The 16,845-nt window shown below is 63.0% G+C and carries 21 protein-coding genes; 13 read left to right on the top strand and 8 right to left on the bottom strand.

Going from position 1 to position 16,845, the window contains the following annotated elements:
- Positions 1-4 precede the first annotated feature (4 nt).
- Genes lptB through HUS66_RS03805 form a run of 6 tightly spaced genes read right to left on the bottom strand, consistent with a single transcriptional unit; the run spans position 5 to position 4,514 of the window.
- Positions 5-730, bottom strand: a complete 726-nt coding sequence (gene lptB / locus HUS66_RS03830) for an LPS export ABC transporter ATP-binding protein (RefSeq protein ID WP_175069638.1) — start codon at positions 728-730, stop codon at positions 5-7.
- A gap of 8 nt (positions 731-738) precedes the next feature.
- On the bottom strand, positions 739-1,266 hold the full coding sequence (lptA, locus tag HUS66_RS03825) for a lipopolysaccharide transport periplasmic protein LptA (protein WP_175069637.1): 528 nt from the start codon (positions 1,264-1,266) through the stop codon (positions 739-741).
- Positions 1,263-1,844 carry an LPS export ABC transporter periplasmic protein LptC gene (gene lptC, locus HUS66_RS03820; protein ID WP_175069636.1) on the bottom strand — a complete coding sequence of 194 codons (582 nt, stop codon included), beginning with the start codon at positions 1,842-1,844 and terminating at the stop codon, positions 1,263-1,265. The genes lptA and lptC overlap by 4 nt, the downstream gene beginning before the upstream one ends.
- Positions 1,844-2,428, bottom strand: a complete 585-nt coding sequence (locus HUS66_RS03815; RefSeq protein ID WP_175069635.1) for a KdsC family phosphatase — start codon at positions 2,426-2,428, stop codon at positions 1,844-1,846. The genes lptC and HUS66_RS03815 overlap by 1 nt, the downstream gene beginning before the upstream one ends.
- Positions 2,429-2,437: 9 nt before the next feature.
- A complete protein-coding gene (locus tag HUS66_RS03810; protein ID WP_175069634.1) occupies positions 2,438-3,418 on the bottom strand; it encodes a KpsF/GutQ family sugar-phosphate isomerase in 981 nt (326 codons plus the stop codon).
- 31 nt (positions 3,419-3,449) lie between these two features.
- A complete protein-coding gene (locus tag HUS66_RS03805; protein WP_340162731.1) occupies positions 3,450-4,514 on the bottom strand; it encodes a calcium/sodium antiporter in 1,065 nt (354 codons plus the stop codon).
- Positions 4,515-4,564: 50 nt separating this feature from the next.
- Between HUS66_RS03805 and HUS66_RS03800 the strand changes: the two genes are divergently transcribed.
- The 9 genes from HUS66_RS03800 to hisD all read left to right on the top strand — a co-directional run bounded on the left by HUS66_RS03800 (position 4,565) and on the right by hisD (position 11,520).
- The gene (locus HUS66_RS03800) at positions 4,565-5,386 is read left to right on the top strand and encodes an ATP-binding cassette domain-containing protein (RefSeq protein ID WP_175069633.1); all 822 of its coding nucleotides are present in this window, start codon (positions 4,565-4,567) and stop codon (positions 5,384-5,386) included.
- Positions 5,383-6,165, top strand: a complete 783-nt coding sequence (mlaE, locus tag HUS66_RS03795) for a lipid asymmetry maintenance ABC transporter permease subunit MlaE (RefSeq protein ID WP_175069632.1) — start codon at positions 5,383-5,385, stop codon at positions 6,163-6,165. Before HUS66_RS03800 ends, mlaE begins: the two co-directional genes overlap by 4 nt.
- A complete protein-coding gene (gene mlaD, locus HUS66_RS03790; RefSeq protein ID WP_175069631.1) occupies positions 6,162-6,626 on the top strand; it encodes an outer membrane lipid asymmetry maintenance protein MlaD in 465 nt (154 codons plus the stop codon). Before mlaE ends, mlaD begins: the two co-directional genes overlap by 4 nt.
- 26 nt (positions 6,627-6,652) lie before the next feature.
- Positions 6,653-7,321 (top strand): MlaC/ttg2D family ABC transporter substrate-binding protein, encoded by a 669-nt coding sequence (locus HUS66_RS03785; RefSeq protein WP_175069630.1) that lies wholly within the window; start codon positions 6,653-6,655, stop codon positions 7,319-7,321.
- Complete coding sequence (locus tag HUS66_RS03780; RefSeq protein ID WP_175069629.1) at positions 7,318-7,668, top strand: STAS domain-containing protein; 351 nt, start codon at positions 7,318-7,320, stop codon at positions 7,666-7,668. The genes HUS66_RS03785 and HUS66_RS03780 overlap by 4 nt, the downstream gene beginning before the upstream one ends.
- 155 nt (positions 7,669-7,823) lie before the next feature.
- On the top strand, positions 7,824-8,078 hold the full coding sequence (locus tag HUS66_RS03775) for a BolA family protein (RefSeq protein ID WP_175069628.1): 255 nt from the start codon (positions 7,824-7,826) through the stop codon (positions 8,076-8,078).
- A gap of 13 nt (positions 8,079-8,091) precedes the next feature.
- Positions 8,092-9,357: a UDP-N-acetylglucosamine 1-carboxyvinyltransferase gene (gene murA, locus HUS66_RS03770; RefSeq protein WP_175069627.1), complete on the top strand. Its 1,266-nt coding sequence runs from the start codon at positions 8,092-8,094 to the stop codon at positions 9,355-9,357.
- 26 nt (positions 9,358-9,383) lie between these two features.
- On the top strand, positions 9,384-10,025 hold the full coding sequence (hisG, locus tag HUS66_RS03765) for an ATP phosphoribosyltransferase (protein WP_175069626.1): 642 nt from the start codon (positions 9,384-9,386) through the stop codon (positions 10,023-10,025).
- Positions 10,026-10,197: 172 nt separating this feature from the next.
- Complete coding sequence (gene hisD, locus HUS66_RS03760; RefSeq protein WP_175069625.1) at positions 10,198-11,520, top strand: histidinol dehydrogenase; 1,323 nt, start codon at positions 10,198-10,200, stop codon at positions 11,518-11,520.
- 240 nt (positions 11,521-11,760) lie between these two features.
- Here hisD and HUS66_RS03755 read toward each other — a convergent pair whose 3' ends face one another.
- Positions 11,761-12,999, bottom strand: coding sequence for a Do family serine endopeptidase (locus HUS66_RS03755; RefSeq protein ID WP_175069624.1), 1,239 nt, complete (start codon positions 12,997-12,999; stop codon positions 11,761-11,763).
- 99 nt (positions 13,000-13,098) lie between these two features.
- Here HUS66_RS03755 and HUS66_RS03750 point away from each other — a divergent pair, with 99 nt between their 5' ends.
- Positions 13,099-13,887, top strand: a complete 789-nt coding sequence (locus tag HUS66_RS03750; protein WP_175069623.1) for a Nif3-like dinuclear metal center hexameric protein — start codon at positions 13,099-13,101, stop codon at positions 13,885-13,887.
- Positions 13,888-13,964: 77 nt separating this feature from the next.
- Here the strand turns inward: HUS66_RS03750 and HUS66_RS03745 are convergent, their stop codons facing one another.
- Positions 13,965-14,405 carry a YhcB family protein gene (locus HUS66_RS03745; protein WP_175069622.1) on the bottom strand — a complete coding sequence of 147 codons (441 nt, stop codon included), beginning with the start codon at positions 14,403-14,405 and terminating at the stop codon, positions 13,965-13,967.
- Positions 14,406-14,630: 225 nt separating this feature from the next.
- On the opposite strand from HUS66_RS03745, the gene zapE reads away from it, so the two are divergent.
- From zapE to rpsI, 3 genes are all read left to right on the top strand, one after another.
- Positions 14,631-15,821, top strand: a complete 1,191-nt coding sequence (zapE, locus tag HUS66_RS03740) for a cell division protein ZapE (RefSeq protein WP_175069621.1) — start codon at positions 14,631-14,633, stop codon at positions 15,819-15,821.
- A gap of 179 nt (positions 15,822-16,000) precedes the next feature.
- Positions 16,001-16,429, top strand: coding sequence for a 50S ribosomal protein L13 (gene rplM / locus HUS66_RS03735; protein WP_175069620.1), 429 nt, complete (start codon positions 16,001-16,003; stop codon positions 16,427-16,429).
- Positions 16,430-16,442: 13 nt separating this feature from the next.
- Positions 16,443-16,832, top strand: a complete 390-nt coding sequence (rpsI, locus tag HUS66_RS03730) for a 30S ribosomal protein S9 (protein ID WP_175069619.1) — start codon at positions 16,443-16,445, stop codon at positions 16,830-16,832.
- The last annotated feature ends 13 nt before the right edge of the window (positions 16,833-16,845 follow it).

Here is a 16,845-nt window from a genome sequence, read left to right as displayed (position 1 = left end):
AGGCCTAAAGCCGGAAATCTTCACCCAGATAGACGTCCTTGACCTTCTGGTTGGTGAGGATGGCCTCGGCATCGCCTGAGGCAATGATTTCACCGTCACCGACGATGTAGGCGCCGTCGCAGATGTCCAGGGTTTCGCGCACATTATGATCGGTGATCAGCACGCCGATGCCTCGTTCGCGTAGGGCGCGGATGATCGACTTGATATCGGATACCGAGATCGGGTCGACGCCGGCGAAGGGTTCATCGAGCAGGATAAAGGCCGGCTCGGTGGCCAGTGCGCGAGCGATTTCGACTCGGCGGCGTTCGCCCCCGGACAGGCTCATGCCGGTATTGTCGCGGATATGGTCGATGTGAAACTCGCTCAGCAGTTCCTCGAGCCGGGCCTGACGACCGGCACCGTCGAGGTCGCGCCGTGTCTCGAGAATGGCCAGGATGTTGTCCTTGACCGACAGCTTGCGAAAAATTGAGGCTTCCTGAGGCAGATAACCGATACCGGCCTGTGCCCGTTCGTGCATGGCGGATGCGGACAGGTCCAGGTCGTCGATGTGAACCGTGCCGGCATCGGCGCGCACCAGCCCGACGATCATGTAGAACGAAGTGGTCTTGCCTGCGCCATTGGGGCCCAGTAGGCCGATGATCTGGCCCTGGTCGATGGACAGGCTGATGTCCTTGACCACGCGGCGACGTTTGTAGCTTTTGGCCAGGTGGCGAACGCTCAGGGTCTTCATGAAGGGCCTTATTGCTGAGGTGTCAGGGTCATGCGCACGCGCTGGTCTTGCTCGCCATCGCTATTGCCATTGCTGGTGGCTTCGACCACGCGACGATCCAGGTAGTAGTCGACCTTGGCGCCGGTGAAGGTGTCCTGGCCGCGATGCAGCTCTGCCTGATTGATCAGCTCTACTCGGCGCTCGAGAGTGTGATAGATGATGGTACGCCCCCAGCCCTTCGCCAGCGGCGCATCCGGGCTCGGCTTCTGCTCGATGTAGGCCCGGTTGCCGGTGGCCTCGATGCGGGACACGTCGCCCTGATCGGTGCGGCTGATCGTGACCTGCTGGCCAGTCAGCTTCATGCTGCCCTGGCGCATGTCGACATCGCCGGTGTAGACGGCGGTACCCGCCTGGTCGTCGAGTTCCAGGCGGTCGGCGGCGATCTCGATGGGAGCGCTGGCATCACCCTCGAGGGCCAGGGCCGGTGCTGCGCCCAGGCTCAGCATGGCGGGTAGCAGCAGGCCAAGAGCCCGGCGTGTAAGGTCGCGTCTCATCATGGGGCTTGCTCCTTGGGAGGGTGGAAACCATGAACGTTGCCGGTCAGGCGCATCAGGTCATCATCGAACCATACATCCAGCTTGTCGCCCCGCATGCGCTGGGGGGGCTGGGTAATCTGGGCCTCGCCATCGCTCCAGGCGTGGTTGGTGACGGTATCGACGTGCAGAACGTCGGTGTCTAGCTGCCAGCCTTCTACGGGTGACCTGAGGCGAGCGTCGCCGCGTAGCACCAGTGGGTTGCCGTCCGCGCCCAGCGTACCTTCCTGACCGCTGGCTAGCCATAGATCGCCATCACTGTCGAGCAGGCGCGCCTTGGGGGTCTCTGCACGGGTCACGTCGTCGTGTGGGGTGTGTACCAGTCTGGGTGTTTCCAGGCGCTGATGAGGCTGACCTTCTGTATCGAAGCGGGTCAGGGTCACGCCCTCGAGATAGAAGTCGGGCTCGCCGGCGCTGTCCGTGGGCACCGGTCCCGGCGTGCGGACATCGTTTTGCTCGATGAATGTCAGCACACCGCCCAGCGCGATCAGCAGCAGGGCCAGCCAGACGCGGGGCGAGGGGCGAGGCAGACGCATGGCCATCAGCAGTGACCGGGGGCCACGGTGGCGGGTCCCGACGCGTCGGCGGCGTAGGACTCCAGCACCGCCGTCCAGTGGCCCTGGGTGTCCAGCAGGGTGTCGCAGATATCGCGTACGGCACCGTGGCCGCCGCAGCGTGCGGTGACCCAGTCGGCCGCTTGTCGCATGTAGGAGGGGGCGTTGGGCACGCTGATGCCGAGGCCTGCGGCCTGAATGGCGGCCAGATCCTGAAGATCATCGCCACAGTAGGCGGCCTGAGACAGTTCGAGACCCAGGCTATGCGTCAGTTCGCGCAGAGCAATGAGCTTGTCGTCGCGGTGCTGGAAGACGTGTTTCAGCCCCAGAGCGGCGGCGCGCTGGGTGACCATCGGCGATTCGCGACCGGTGATCAGGGCGACCTCGATACCGGCTTGGCGCAGCAGCTTGATGCCATGACCGTCCTGGGTGTGAAAAGCCTTGATCTCGATGCCGTCGGCCTGGAAATAGAGGCGGCCATCGGTGAGGATGCCGTCGACGTCCAGCGCCAGCAGGCGGATCTGGCGGGCGCGATCGACAAGCTCCGGGGGAAGCGTGGACTCGGGTGTCATGACATCTCCTTAGATGACGCCGCTTCTCAGCAGGTCGTGCATGTGCAGGGCGCCAATCGGACGCCCTTGCGCATCGACGACGGCCAGCGCGCTGATGCGGCTGCCCTCCATGATACGCACGGCTTCGGCTGCAAGCACGTTGGCGGAGGTGCGCTTGCCGGGTGAGGTCATGACCTCATCGACGCTCAGGGCGTGCAGGTTGCTGTGCTGGTCGAGGGTGCGTCGCAGGTCACCATCGGTATAGACGCCAGCGAGCAGGCCTTCGCTATCGATCACGCAGGTGAAGCCGAGCCCTTGGCGCGTGATTTCGATCAGCGCATCACGCAGTGGGCTGCCCAGCGGTACCTGAGGCAAGCGTTCGCCCTGGTGCATCAGGTCGCCCACGGTGAGCAGCAGCCTTCTGCCAAGGCTGCCACCGGGATGCGAGAGGGCAAAGTCTTCGGCGGTAAAGCCGCGAGCCTCGAGCAGCGCTACCGCCAGGGCGTCGCCCAGTACCAGGGCGGTGGTGGTCGAGGCGGTCGGCGCCAGATCCAGCGGGCAGGCCTCGCGTTCCACACCTGAGTTAAGGTGGGCCTCGGCATGGCGAGCCAGGGTCGAGCCGGGGCGACCGGTCATGCTGACCAGAGGTACGCCCATGCGCTTGAGCAGCGGCAGCAGCGCCGTTACCTCGGCGGTTTCGCCGGAATTGGAAAGGGCCACGACCACGTCACCGGGAGTGATCATGCCCAGGTCGCCGTGGCTGGCTTCGCCGGGGTGGACGAAGAAGGCTGGGGTGCCGGTACTGGCAAGCGTCGCCGCAATCTTGCCGCCGATATGGCCTGACTTGCCCATGCCGGTCACTACGACGCGGCCCTGGCAGCCGAGCAGCAGCTCGCAGGCGCGATCGAAGTTAGCGTCGATGCGAGTGGTGAGCGCCTCGATAGCGTCGCGCTCGATGTTCAAGGTGCGGCGGGCGCTTGCCCGGTAGGGCGAGTCGTTGGTGTCAGTCATGACGAAATTGTTGCCCGTTGTCAGGTTTCACTCAAGCACCCGTGATGCTTGACTGGATCAGCAGGCCCAGATAGCCGACATAGATCAAGGTCAGCAGGGCGCCGGGGATACGGCCTAGGCTGCCGCGGCGCTGCCAGAGCAGCCAGCTGCCGAGCAGCAGGGTCAGCAGCAGCATGGTGGGGTAATCGCGGCTGATGGCGTGGGCATCGACCGGGCCCGGCGCCAGCAGCCCGGGCATGGGCAGTACGGCCAGCATGTTGAAGAGGTTGGAGCCGATGACGTTGCCGATGGCGATGTCATGGTGACGCTTGAGGGCGCTGGCCACGCAGGCGGCAAGTTCCGGCAGGCTGGTGCCGATGGCCACCACCGTCAGGCCGATCACCAGCTCGCTGACACCGAAGGCGCTGGCAATCTCGCTGGCGCCCCATACCAGCAGCCGCGAACTTGCGACCAATAGCACCAGGGTGCCTGTCAGCCAGGCCAGTGCCTTGGGCAGGGCCATATCGGGGATCTCGCCGTCCTGGGTTTCTTCACTGCCGGTGCCTCCGTCTGCCCGGAACAGCCACCACAGGCTGAATACCAGCAGGGCGGTGAGCAACAGGGCGTCATAGAGGCCCAGGTCACCGTCTGCCAGCGCATAGCCGGCAAGGCCGGTGGCGCCGAGCAGCAGGGGAAGTTCGCGTCGTACGATTGAAAAGCGCACCGGGATGGGCACGATCAAGGCCGTGATGCCGAGCACCAGGCCGATATTGGCGATGTTGGATCCCAGGGCATTGCCGGTGGCGAGATCGGGCGTGCCGTCCAGCGAGGCCATGATGGCGACGATGATCTCTGGGGCCGAGGTGCCCAGCGCGACGATGGTCATGCCGATCAGCAGCGTGCTCATGCCGGCGCGGTAGGCGGTGGCGGCCGCGGCTCCCACGAAGCGGTCGGCACTCCATAGTAGGCCTACGAAGCCAAGTGCGACGGCAGACAGGGGTAGCAGCATCATCATGGGGTCCGTGTCGGTCAGTGAAGAGCGGCCAATTAAACGCGTTGGAGCGCCGCGAATCAAGGTGACGTCACCGGTCGCGCCCTTGGCGCTAGCGGTGATCATGGCGGTTAATATACAATGTTCGATAATTTTCGGGTGGAGGTTAGGACACCATGAATGATTCGCCCTTGGTCGTGGTCGAAGGGCTGCGTTTTTCACGTGGCGATAGGGATATCTTTCGGGGTGTGGATCTCACCATTCCCCGCGGCAAGATTACTGCGATCATGGGGCCGAGCGGCTCCGGCAAGACGACCCTGCTCAAGCTGATCGGTGGCCAACTGGCGCCAGAGGCCGGCCGGGTGACGATCGACGGTCATGATGTCCACGCCCTGTCCCGCAAGAAACTGTTCGCGCTACGTCGCCGGATGGGCATGCTGTTTCAAAGCGGTGCGCTGTTTTCGGACCTTAGCGTTTTCGAGAACGTGGCCTTTCCGCTGCGCGTGCATACGGACCTTCCTGACGCGATGATCCGCGACGTGGTGCTGATGAAGCTCGAGGCCGTGGGGCTTCGCGGCGCCCGTGAGCTGATGCCCGCCGAACTGTCCGGCGGCATGGCCCGACGGGTAGCTCTGGCACGGGCGTTGGCGCTGGATCCCGAGCTTATCCTTTATGATGAGCCCTTCGTCGGCCAGGATCCCATTTCCATGGGCGTGTTGGTGCAGCTGATTCGTCGCGTCAATGATGCGCTGGGACTCACCGCCGTTGTGGTTTCCCATGATATCAAGGAGACACTATCGATCGCCGACTACGTCTACGTGATCGCTGACGGCAAGGTGATGGCTCACGGCACGCCGCAGAGCCTCAATGTCGACCAGGACCCACGCGTCAGCCAGTTCATGCACGGCGAGCCTGACGGGCCGGTGCCGTTCCACTATCCGGCCGACGACTTCTACCGCGATATGCTCAATGCGGGGAATGCGGGAGAGATGCGATGATGACGCGAATAACCCGCTTGGGGCGCCATGGCTGCGATCTGGTCGAGGCGCTTGGCCGTGCCGGCATGTTCCTCGGACAGTCGCTGGTAGGGCGTCCCTCCGTTGAAGGCTTTAAACTCTGGCTGCGCCAGATGCACTTCATCGGCGTGCTTTCGCTGGCGATCGTACTGGTGTCGGGTCTCTTCATCGGCATGGTGCTGGCGCTGCAGGGCTTTACCATTCTGGTGGATTTCGGCGCTGAGGATGCCCTGGGGCAGATGGTGTCGCTGTCGCTGCTGCGCGAGCTGGCGCCGGTGGTGGCGGCGCTGCTGTTTGCCGGGCGTGCCGGTTCGGCACTGACCGCCGAGATCGGCCTGATGAAGGCAACCGAGCAGCTGAGCAGCATGGAGATGATTGGCGTCGACCCGCTCAAGCGGGTGGTGGCGCCGCGCCTCTGGGCGGGCTTCGTGTCGTTGCCGTTGCTGACCGTCGGCTTCAGCGTCATTGGCATCTGGGGCGGCCATCTGGTGGGCGTCGAGTGGCTCGGCGTCTATGAGGGCTCTTACTGGGGCAACATGCAGTCCAGCGTCGACTTCGTCGATGATATCGGCAACGGCATGCTCAAGAGCCTGGTGTTCGCCCTGGTCGTGACCTGGATTGCGGTCTTCCAGGGGTATGACCTGGTGCCGACCTCGGAAGGCATTTCACGCGCTACCACAAGAACGGTGGTGTATTCCTCGCTGGCAGTATTGGGACTGGATTTCGTGCTGACCGCGCTGATGTTTGGAGAACTGGGATGAAGCGCAGCAAGATGATGGAATTTGGGGTCGGGCTGTTCATGCTGGCCGGAATTGTCGGGATTATCTTCCTGGGAGTGAGTGTCAGCGGCCTAACTGTCGGCGGCGGTAAGGACACCTATACGCTGCAGGCCAATTTCGCCAATATCGGTGGCCTCAAGTCGCAAGCAAGGGTCACCATGGCCGGTGTTACCGTGGGTCGGGTGGAGAATATCGAACTGGATACCGAGTGGTATGACGCCCGAGTGACCCTGGCGCTCGACAGCCGCCTGGAAGACCAGCTGTCCCGTGATACCACGGCCTCGATTCTCACTTCTGGACTGCTCGGCGAGCAGTATATCGGCCTGTCGGTGGGCGGTGACCCCGATACGCTGGCCGACGGGGACACCATCACCGATACCCAGTCGGCGCTGGTGTTGGAGCAACTCATCCAGCAATTCGTCGCCAATATGGCTACGGATTAATCATGATCTGCCTTGAGAGACGACTTATGCGAGCCCAATCAAGTTTCTTTTCCCGCTGGTTCTCCCACTCGGTATTGGCCCTGTTGCTGTGCCTGATAATGCTGCCGGCTCAGGCCCAGTCAAAGACGCCCGACGAGACGCCGGAGCAACTGATCCGCGAAAGCATCGACAACCTGATGAGCAAGATTGAGGGCCGCCGCGGTTACTTCTCCGAGCACCCCAGCGAGCTGGAGTCGTTGGTCGATGACAGCCTTCGGGACGTGGCCGACTTCCGCTATATCGGCGCCAGCGTCATGGGCCGCTATTTCCGGAATGCGAGCCCCGCTCAGCGTTCGCGTTTTGTCGACACCTTCCGCCAGACCCTGATCGATACCTATGCCAAGGGCCTGGTGACCTTCGACTACCGCGAGGTACGGGTGCTGGATCAGCAGCAGGACTCCCGTCAGTCCGATCAGGCCAGTGTCGGCATGGAAGTGGTCGCCAACGATGGCACCATCTACCCGGTCAGCTATTCATTGCGGCTGGATGACGGGCAGTGGAAAGTCGTCAACGTGATCGTCAATGGCATCAATCTGGGGCTGACCTTCCGCAACCAGTTCGATCAGGCGATGCGCGACAACGGTCGAGACTACGATGCCACCATCGATGGCTGGTCGCCCGATGTCGACGTCACGAAAGAAGGTCAGGACGCATGACGCGTCTCTTCGACGAGCATGATGTGTGCCTCGAGGCCGCAGAGGGAGAGCTTGCCGTGAGCGGCGACGTGGACTTTGACGTCGCCGCCCCGCTTGCCGCCGCTGGTGCCAAGTGGATCGCCGACCAGCCTGTCACCGATGCGCTGCAGTTTGATCTGCGCGGCGTTGATCGGGTTAGCAGTGCCGCGCTCAGCGTTATGCTCGAGTGGCTGCGTAGTGCCCAGCGTGCCGGTATTGAGGTGGCCGGGGTGCAGCTTTCCCCGGCGTTGGCCAAGCTCACGGCGTTGGCCGGACTGGATTCCCTCCTGCCGCAGGCGGACGTCCACAGGGTTGCCGCGGCCGACTGAGTGCGTCGGCCACGGCTCTGGCCAAAAGCACCGGTGTTTTCTGCCATCGCCATCGACGGCGCTTTTGATTACCATGTGGCCTTTCTTCTCTTCGTCTCGTGATGCGGTGACGTGTCTGCACCGTATCCTTCCCGTGTTTCCAAGGAGGCATCCCCATGCAACCCCAAGACGTCAAGGCGCTGCTTGAGACGCGCATTGCCGACTGCGACTTTCATATCCAGGGTGAAGGCTGCAACTTTCAGGTCGTCGCCGTGGGCGAAGTCTTCAATGGCCTGACGCCGGTCAAGCGACAGCAGCTGATCTATGGCGCGCTTTCCGAAGAAATCGCCAGCGGCGCTCTGCATGCCGTCAGCATCAAGACCTATACCCCGACCCAGTGGCAGACCGCCGCCGAAAATGTCGGGGCTTGAGTGACGGACTTTCATGGATAAGCTGATCATTACCGGCAACGGCCCACTCGATGGCGAGGTGTGGGCCAGTGGTGCCAAGAACTCGGCCCTGCCGATCCTGTGTTCGTCGCTACTGGCTCAAGGGCCGGTGACGCTTGGCAACCTGCCGCATCTGCAGGACATCACGACCTCTCTCGAGCTGCTGGGGCGCATGGGCGTCGATCTGGTGATGGGCGACAAGATGGCCATCCAGCTCGATGCCTCTCAGGTCACCGAATGTCATGCGCCTTATGATCTGGTCAAGAAGATGCGCGCCTCTATCCTGGTGCTGGGTCCGCTGCTGGCGCGCTTCGGCAAGGCCGACGTGTCGCTGCCGGGCGGGTGCGCCATCGGCTCGCGCCCGGTCGATTTGCATATCCGTGGCCTGGAGGCGATGGGCGCCGACATCAATGTCGAGAACGGCTACATTCGTGCCACGGCGCCGGGTGGTCGTCTCAAGGGGGCGACGATCTTCTTCGACGTGGTGACCGTGACCGGCACCGAAAACCTCTTGATGGCGGCCACGCTTGCCGAGGGCACTACGGTGCTCGAGAACGCAGCCAAAGAACCCGAGATAGCCGATCTCGCCGAGTGCCTGATCAAGATGGGGGCACGGATTCGCGGTCACGGTACCGATACCATCACTGTCGAAGGCGTCGAGCGACTGCATGGCTGCTATCACGACATCATGCCCGATCGCATCGAGACCGGCACCTTCCTGGTGGCCGCTGCGGTGACTCGTGGTCGCGTCAGAGTCCGCCGGACGCGTGCCGATATTCTCGAGGCCGTGCTGGCCAAGCTCGAGGAAGCAGGTGGTCATGTCACCACCGGCGAGGACTGGATCGAGCTCGACATGAAGGGGCAGCGCCCGCGGGCGGTCAATGTGCGTACCGCACCTTATCCGGCCTTTCCCACCGACATGCAGGCGCAGTTCGTGGCCATGAATGCGGTGGCCGAAGGCACCGGGCGGGTCGTCGAGACCATCTTCGAGAACCGTTTCATGCATGTCCAGGAACTCAACCGAATGGGCGCCAAGATTGCCCTCGAAGGCAACACTGCGGTGGTCACCGGCGTCGATCAGCTCTCAGGTGCACCGGTGATGGCCACCGATCTGCGCGCCTCGGCCTCGTTGGTGGTGGCGGCGATGATCGCCAGGGGCGAGACCATGGTCGATCGCATCTATCATATCGATCGCGGCTATGAGTGCATCGAGGAAAAGCTGCAGCTGCTGGGCGCCAAGATCCGCCGCGTGCCCGGCTAGTCATCCACGGAATTGCGAACCCCATCATGTCCAAGCAACTGATCCTGGCCCTCTCGAAGGGCCGTATTCTCGACGAGACCCTGCCGCTGCTGGCGGATGCCGGCATCTGGCCCGCCGAAGACCTGGGCAAGAGCCGCAAATTGCTGTTCGATACCAACCTGCCGGACGTCAAGCTGGTAGTGATTCGTGCGACCGATGTGCCAACCTATGTGCAGCTGGGCGCTGCCGACCTGGGGGTCGCCGGCAAGGACGTGCTGCTCGAACATGGTGCAGAGGGACTCTATGAGCCGCTGGATCTCGAGATCGCGCGCTGCAAGCTGATGACCGCTGGTATCACCGGCGCCGAGCCGGCCCGTGCCCGGCGTCGTGTGGCCACCAAGTTCGTCTCGGTGGCGCGGCGCTATTACGCCGAACAAGGTATCCAGGCCGAGGTCATCAAGCTCTATGGAGCGATGGAGCTGGCGCCACTGATGAACCTGGCCGACGAGATCGTCGATATCGTCGATACCGGCAACACCTTGCGCGCCAACGGCATGGAGCCCCGCGAGAAAATCGCGGATATCAGCACCCGGTTGGTCGTCAATCAGGCCGCGATGACCATGAAGCATGATCGCCTGAAGCCCTTGCTCAACCGGCTGCGCGAAGCGGTGGCCAGCCGCCGCGGTTAGGTCGCCTTGCGACCCACCAGGTCGAGCGCGGAGTCTGCCAGGCCCGCGCCTGGCCTGCGGGCACGATAGCTTGTGTGTCTCGGCCTTATAGCATCGCCTCCCTTGTCAGTCAGAGGGCGGCGACCCATGATTGGCGTCTCATTCTTATTCCATCGTCTGTGTAGAGAGCATCATGACCGATTCCGTTGCCGCTTCCCTCGAGATCTCCCGATTGTCCACGCAGGATGCCGATTTCGAAGCCCGCCTCGAGGCACTGCTGGCCTGGGAAGGCGTGTCCGACGCCGACGTCCAGTCGCGAGTCGAGGAAATCCTGCGCGGGGTGCGTGAGCGCGGTGATGCAGCGCTTGTCGAGTACACCAACCGCTTCGACCGGCTGTCGGCCCAGAGCATGGATGAGCTTACGATCGGCGCCGAGCGGCTGCGAGAGGCCTTCGACGGGCTGCCTGCCGAGCAGCGTGAGGCCCTGGCAGCGGCCGCCGAGCGGGTGCGGGTCTACCACGAGCACCAGAAGCCGAGCTCCTGGCAATACACCGAGGATGACGGCACCGTGCTTGGCCAGCAGGTCATGGCGCTGGATCGCGCCGGCATCTACGTGCCCGGTGGCAAGGCGGCCTATCCGTCGTCGGTGTTGATGAACGCGATTCCGGCCCATGTTGCCGGCGTGCGCGAGATTGTAATGGTGGTGCCCACGCCGGATGGCATCCTCAACGAGCTGGTGTTGGCGGCGGCTCACCTGGCGGGCGTTGACTGGGTCTTTACCCTTGGTGGCGCTCAGGCTGTGGCAGCGCTCGCCTATGGCACCCAGACGGTGCCGCGGGTCGACAAGATAGTGGGGCCCGGCAATATCTATGTGGCCACCGCCAAGCGAGCCGTGTTTGGTCAGGTGGGTATCGACATGATCGCCGGCCCTTCGGAGATCCTGGTAATCTCCGACGGCAGGACCGACCCGGACTGGCTGGCCATGGATCTCTTCTCCCAGGCCGAGCACGACGAGGACGCTCAGGCGATCTTCGTCAGCTGGGACGCCGAACATGTGGCCGCGGTCGAGGAGGCCATGAGCCGCCTGCTGCCGACCATGGAGCGAGCACCGATCATTCGTGATTCCCTGGCCGGTCGCGGGGCCCTGATCACCTGTCGCGACCGCGACGAGGCCGTTGCGCTGATCAACCGCATCGCACCTGAGCATCTCGAACTCTCGCTAGAGGACCCCGAGGCGCTGCTGCCAGAGATTCGCCATGCGGGGGCGATCTTCATGGGCCGCTATACCGCCGAAGCCCTGGGCGACTACTGCGCCGGCCCGAATCACGTGCTGCCGACGTCCGGTACCGCGCGTTTCTCCTCGCCGCTCGGGGTCTATGACTTCCAGAAACGCTCTTCGGTCATTCACTGTTCGGCGGATGGTGCTTCGATGCTTGGGCGTACTGCGTCGGTGCTCGCCCGGGGCGAATCGCTCACCGCACACGCACGCTCTGCCGAGTATCGTATCAAGGATTGAGGTGAATCAGAGGTGCTTGCTTGCACACTAAATAGGCCCCGCCTTGGCGGGGCCTATTTGTATCCGTCTAGTGGCTGCTCTTCCTTTGGGTCTGGCTTTCCTTTAGGTCTGATTTTTTAGAGGCTAGATGGTCATCAAGGCGCGCCGATATGGTCACTCGGCCGCTCAAGGAAGCGCTGCCTCGTGTAAGGCAGCCTCCCTGTCAGACGTCTGGTTGCCGCCGAGGGCCCGGTGCATAGGCTACGGCTGGGGTTGAGGTTGTGACTGGGGCTGGCTGACCTCGGCGGTGGGGCGCTCGCCCACCTCAAGCGTCACGTCCATACGCTCGCCGTTGCGCACCAGGCTTAGCGGCAGCTGGGTGCCAGGAGAGATGGCGGCGATATCGGTCATCACCGCCTGGGCATCGCGGATGGTGCGACCATCGACCTTGATCAACACATCGCCGGGCTGCAGGCCCGCTGCATCGGCTGGGCCATCTGGGACTATGCCCGAGATCACGACCCCGGCTACGGAGTCCAGGCCGAAGGAGGCGGCTAGCTCGCGGGTCATCTCCTGGGCCTCGATGCCCAGCCAGCCGCGAATCACTCGGCCCTGAGTGACTAGTTCGTTGAGGATTTCCCGTGCCAGGTTGGCCGGAATGGCGAAGCCGATGCCCTGTGAGCCGCCGGAGCGGGAAAAGATAGCGGTGTTGATGCCGACCAGCGCGCCTTCGGGGTTGATCAGAGCACCGCCGGAGTTTCCCGGATTGATCGCGGCATCGGTCTGAATGAAATCCTCATAGGCATTCAGGCCCAAGTGGCTGCGGCCAGTGGCACTGACGATGCCCATGGTGACGGTCTGGCCGACGCCGAAGGGATTGCCGATGGCCAGGGCGACATCGCCTACCGCCGCCTGTGTCGAGTCGGAGATTGCAATGACCGGCAGATCTTCGAGATCGATACGCAGTACGGCCAGGTCGCTCTCCGGGTCGGTGCCGATGACATCGGCGAGCGTTTCGCGGCCGTCGCGCAGGGCTACCTGGATCTGATCGGCACCCTTGATGACGTGATGATTGGTCAGCACATAGCCCTCATCGCTGATGATGACCCCCGACCCCAGGCTAGAAAGCATACGCTGGCGGCTGGGCGTGTCCTTGCCGAAGAACTGACGGAAAAAGGGGTCCGACATCAGCGGGTGCTGCTCGCTTTCGACGATACGCGAAGAGTAGATATTGACTACGGCGGGCGCCGCTCTCTCTACCGCCTCTGAATAGCTCACCGGACCGGCATTTCGTGATAATGCCGGGGCATTCTTGACCTCGGGAGCCGGGCGTTTGACCTCGGGGGGCGCCGCCGTCTGTTGCGCGGGCTGTTGACTGGCGGCCGGCGTCGACACGGAAGGGGCTTGGCCGCTGAGCTTAGGGAAAGCAATCAGCAGTACGATGGCAACCAGGACACCGGCCACAGTCGGCCAGACGAGGGGCAGGAGAAAACGACGCATGAAGAATCCTTGTCATCGGTGGCGGTCGCTGGGGGCCGACTCAGCCGGTACAATTGGCGGATTGTATCATTGCTCATGTACCGATGCCCGGAGGCCCGAATGATATCTCGCGATGACCTGGTCAGCGCCTGCGACGAGCGCATGCAGCCGACGCGCTTCAAGGATTACACCGTCAATGGCCTGCAGGTCGAGGGGCGCAACCGTGTGGCCCGCGTGATGACTGGTGTCACCGCCTGCCAGGCGCTGGTTGATGAGGCGATTGCCTGGCAGGCGGACCTGCTACTGGTTCATCACGGCTACTTCTGGAAGAACGAGCCGGTCGAGGTGGTCGGCATGAAGCGGCGCCGGCTAGCGGCCTTACTGGCCAACGATATCAATCTGCTGGCCTACCATTTGCCGTTGGATGCCCATCCCGAGCTTGGCAACAATGCTTGCTTGGCCGAGCGGCTAGGCTTGGTCGTGGATGGCTGCGCCGATGGTGAGCTGGGTGAGGGGCTTGTGTGGCTGGGGCGCCCTGGAGAAGCGCTGATCGGTTCGGATGACAGTGACCAGGCCCTCGATGAGCGTGGCTTGGCGAAGCATGTCGCCGAGCAGCTAGGTCGCAAGCCACTTCTGATCGAGGGGCATCGAGGGCCGGTCAAACGTATCGCTTGGTGCACCGGCGGTGCTCAGGACATGATCACTGCGGCTCATGCGGCGGGCGCAGATGTTTTCATATCGGGCGAGATTTCCGAGCGCACCACTCACCTGGCACGCGAGCTGGGCATTGGCTATCTAGCGGCAGGCCATCATGCCACCGAACGCTACGGCGTTCAGGCCATGGGAGAGTGGCTGGCCGCCAAGTACGGCGTCACCCACCGTTTTGTGGATATCGACAATCCGGCCTGACATTCCCCTGAAAACTGCCCCACAAACGCAAGCGCCGGCCCTCGAGGCCGGCGCTTGCGTCGGTAGGGGCGGCGAGGTCAGTAGCGGGGAGGCTGAGCCGGGTTTTGCTCGTCGCCACGTTGCAGGCCAAAGTCCTCGGAGAGAGTGCCGTGACCGCCGTCGGCATAGTCGCGCGGCATATCGAGGGTTTCATCAGGCTCTGGCTTGTCGGTCTCCGGGTGGAGGCGGCGCTTGATCTGCTGGTCCTGGCCGAGCTGGTCAGCCCCCAGCGCCAGCTGTTGTTCCAGCTCGCGGCTCTGGCGCTGAATGCTGGCCACTAGGTCGGCCGCTCGTACGAAATGGTCGTTCAGTGAGTCCTTGACCTGGTGAAGCTCGAGTTCAGTCTCGGCCAAGCGCTGGCGCACCTTCTGATTACGCGCCACGTTGGCGTTGAGCAGATGGTAGCCCAGCGCGCCAATGCCGATGCCGGCAAGCCCGCAGGCCAGGGCCAGGATCCAGTCGATGTTGCTCTCGTACACGTCGTTCCCCTTATGGTTCTGTCTTCCCGGCACCGGTACTTGACTGCCGGGGGTGGCGCGTTATCGAGGTCGCGACCTGCGCCTCCCCTAGTCCCATTATATGAGGGAGAGCGAGACTCAGGTCAATGCGCAGGCGCTGCCATCATGGCTGCCCTGTGCGCTCGACGTCTCGATACGTATAATGTTCGCTTTCGATCACCACCGTCCGAGGTAGCCAAGACGCTGATGTGTGCGACAACGACTTCCGCTGGTTCTTCTGCGTCCGCTCAGGCGGGCACGCCCCTGGCTCGCTACCAGGCCGACCTCGAGCGCGAGGGATTCGCCTACGATGAGGCTCAGGAGCAGGCGGTTCGCCATCTGCAGCGGCTCTATGATGACCTGCTGGCCACACCCCAGCGAGCGCCGCGTCCCCCCGCCGGTGAGCGCAAGGGACTCAAGTCCCGTGTCGCTGGTCTGTTTGGCGCCAAGCAGGCCGCCTCGCCTTTCGAAGCGCCGCCAGCGGTGATGGGCCTGTATTTCTGGGGAGGAGTGGGCCGCGGCAAGACCTATCTGGTCGATACGTTCTACGAGGCGCTGCCCTTTTCCGAGAAGATGCGCACGCATTTTCATCGCTTCATGCAGCGCGTGCACAATGAACTCGAGCACTACAAGGGCGAGAAGGACCCGCTGAAGCTAATCGCCGCCAAGTTCGCCCGCGAGGCGAGGGTGATCTGCTTCGACGAGTTCTTCGTCAAGGACATCACCGACGCCATGATTCTCGCCACCCTGCTCGAGTCGCTGTTCGAGCACGGCGTGGTGCTGGTGGCGACCTCCAATATCGTGCCTTCCGAGCTGTACAAGGACGGCCTGCAGCGGGCGCGCTTCTTGCCCGCCATCGACCTGCTCGAGCGTCATTGCGAGGTGGTCAACGTCGACTCGGGTGTCGACTACCGGCTGCGCGCCTTGCAGCGTGCTGCCATCTTTCACGCACCGCTGGATGAGGCCGCCGACGACGAGCTGGCACGCAGTTTTCGTGAGGTCGCCGGACACGATGGCGAGCAGGGCGAGCGCATCGAAATCAACCATCGGTTGCTGCGTTCGCGCCGTCTGCATGAAGATGTGGTGTGGTTCGACTTTGCCGAGCTGTGTGACGGTCCCCGCAGCCAGAATGATTACATCGAGCTGGCCCGCGAGTTTCATACCGTGCTGGTGTCCGGTGTGCCGAGGATGGGGCGGGGCAGCGACGACCAGGCGCGGCGCTTCATCAATATGGTCGACGAGTTCTATGACCGGGCGGTTAAGCTTCTGATGTCTGCCGAAGTACCGGTCGAATCGCTCTACACCGAAGGCAGTCTCGGTTTCGAGTTCGATCGCACGCTCTCGAGGCTGCAGGAAATGCAGTCCCACGAGTATCTTGCGCTGGCGCACAAGCCATGAATTTCCCGTGTGGACTCTTAACCTGATCGAACGAGTCGTGTACACTGCGCGCTCGCTCGAACGTTGTCGCTCGTTTTTGCCGTTTTGGCAAGCGGTCGACAACCAAGAAAAATAGGGATGGTAGGCGGCGTCATTAGACGTTTTGGTCCTACCCCATGCGACAATTGGTGATTCAACCCATGAAGACGTTTTCTGCTAAGCCGCAGTCCGTCGAGCGCGACTGGTATGTCGTCGACGCTACGGACAAGACCCTCGGTCGCCTGGCCACCGAGATCGCTCGCCGCCTGCGTGGCAAGCACAAGCCGGAATACACCCCGCACGTCGACACTGGCGATTACATCGTCGTGGTCAACGCCGAGAAGGTGACGGTCACCGGCAACAAGGCACAGGCCAAGACCTACTATCGTCACACTGGTTATCCGGGTGGCCTGCGCTCCATGAACTTCGAGAAGATGATCGGTCACGCTCCTGAGCGTGTCATCGAGTCTGCCGTCAAGGGCATGCTGCCGAAAGGCCCGCTGGGTCGCGCCATGTACTCGAAACTCAAGGTCTATGCCGGTACCGAGCATCCGCATGCCGCCCAGCAGCCGCAAGAACTGAACATCTAAGGGGTAGATTGCCATGACTCAACAGTATTACGGTACCGGTCGCCGCAAGACGTCCACCGCGCGCGTCTTCCTCAAGCCGGGCACCGGCAAAATCACCGTCAACAGCCGCGAACTCAACGAGTTCTTCGGTCGTGTCACTGGCCGCATGGTCGTCCGTCAGCCGCTCGAGCTGACCGAGACACTGGACCAGTTCGACGTCTACGTGACCGTCAAGGGTGGCGGTGGCTCGGCTCAGGCCGGCGCGATCCGCCACGGCATCACCCGTGCGCTGATGCAGTACAACGAAGATTTCCGCAAGCCGCTGCGTGACGCCGGCTACGTCACTCGTGACGCCCGCGAAGTCGAGCGTAAGAAAGTCGGCCTGCGTAAAGCACGCCGCAGCCCGCAGTTCTCCAAGCGTTAAACGTTTCGAGAGC

Source organism: Onishia taeanensis (assembly GCF_013349955.1).
GTDB classification, from domain to species: Bacteria; Pseudomonadota; Gammaproteobacteria; order Pseudomonadales; family Halomonadaceae; genus Onishia; species Onishia taeanensis_B.
The sequence above is the reverse complement of the archived record's forward strand: the minus strand, read 5'-3'. Positions and strand labels throughout refer to the sequence as shown.

What these genes read in the sequence shown, in the direction of transcription:
- HUS66_RS03775 (WP_175069628.1), top strand. Translation starts at nt 7,824, where the DNA reads ATGCAACCCCAAGACGTCAAGGCGCTGCTTGAGACGCGCATTGCCGAC.
- hisG (WP_175069626.1), top strand. Translation starts at nt 9,384, where the DNA reads ATGTCCAAGCAACTGATCCTGGCCCTCTCGAAGGGCCGTATTCTCGAC.
- lptC (WP_175069636.1), bottom strand. Translation starts at nt 1,844, where the DNA reads ATGGCCATGCGTCTGCCTCGCCCCTCGCCCCGCGTCTGGCTGGCCCTG.
- HUS66_RS03810 (WP_175069634.1), bottom strand. Translation starts at nt 3,418, where the DNA reads ATGACTGACACCAACGACTCGCCCTACCGGGCAAGCGCCCGCCGCACC.
- HUS66_RS03805 (WP_340162731.1), bottom strand. Translation starts at nt 4,514, where the DNA reads ATGATCACCGCTAGCGCCAAGGGCGCGACCGGTGACGTCACCTTGATT.
- HUS66_RS03750 (WP_175069623.1), top strand. Translation starts at nt 13,099, where the DNA reads ATGATATCTCGCGATGACCTGGTCAGCGCCTGCGACGAGCGCATGCAG.
- lptA (WP_175069637.1), bottom strand. Translation starts at nt 1,266, where the DNA reads ATGATGAGACGCGACCTTACACGCCGGGCTCTTGGCCTGCTGCTACCC.
- rplM (WP_175069620.1), top strand. Translation starts at nt 16,001, where the DNA reads ATGAAGACGTTTTCTGCTAAGCCGCAGTCCGTCGAGCGCGACTGGTAT.
- HUS66_RS03800 (WP_175069633.1), top strand. Translation starts at nt 4,565, where the DNA reads ATGAATGATTCGCCCTTGGTCGTGGTCGAAGGGCTGCGTTTTTCACGT.
- HUS66_RS03815 (WP_175069635.1), bottom strand. Translation starts at nt 2,428, where the DNA reads ATGACACCCGAGTCCACGCTTCCCCCGGAGCTTGTCGATCGCGCCCGC.
- hisD (WP_175069625.1), top strand. Translation starts at nt 10,198, where the DNA reads ATGACCGATTCCGTTGCCGCTTCCCTCGAGATCTCCCGATTGTCCACG.
- mlaD (WP_175069631.1), top strand. Translation starts at nt 6,162, where the DNA reads ATGAAGCGCAGCAAGATGATGGAATTTGGGGTCGGGCTGTTCATGCTG.
- HUS66_RS03785 (WP_175069630.1), top strand. Translation starts at nt 6,653, where the DNA reads ATGCGAGCCCAATCAAGTTTCTTTTCCCGCTGGTTCTCCCACTCGGTA.
- mlaE (WP_175069632.1), top strand. Translation starts at nt 5,383, where the DNA reads ATGATGACGCGAATAACCCGCTTGGGGCGCCATGGCTGCGATCTGGTC.
- lptB (WP_175069638.1), bottom strand. Translation starts at nt 730, where the DNA reads ATGAAGACCCTGAGCGTTCGCCACCTGGCCAAAAGCTACAAACGTCGC.
- HUS66_RS03780 (WP_175069629.1), top strand. Translation starts at nt 7,318, where the DNA reads ATGACGCGTCTCTTCGACGAGCATGATGTGTGCCTCGAGGCCGCAGAG.
- murA (WP_175069627.1), top strand. Translation starts at nt 8,092, where the DNA reads ATGGATAAGCTGATCATTACCGGCAACGGCCCACTCGATGGCGAGGTG.
- zapE (WP_175069621.1), top strand. Translation starts at nt 14,631, where the DNA reads ATGTGTGCGACAACGACTTCCGCTGGTTCTTCTGCGTCCGCTCAGGCG.
- HUS66_RS03755 (WP_175069624.1), bottom strand. Translation starts at nt 12,999, where the DNA reads ATGCGTCGTTTTCTCCTGCCCCTCGTCTGGCCGACTGTGGCCGGTGTC.
- rpsI (WP_175069619.1), top strand. Translation starts at nt 16,443, where the DNA reads ATGACTCAACAGTATTACGGTACCGGTCGCCGCAAGACGTCCACCGCG.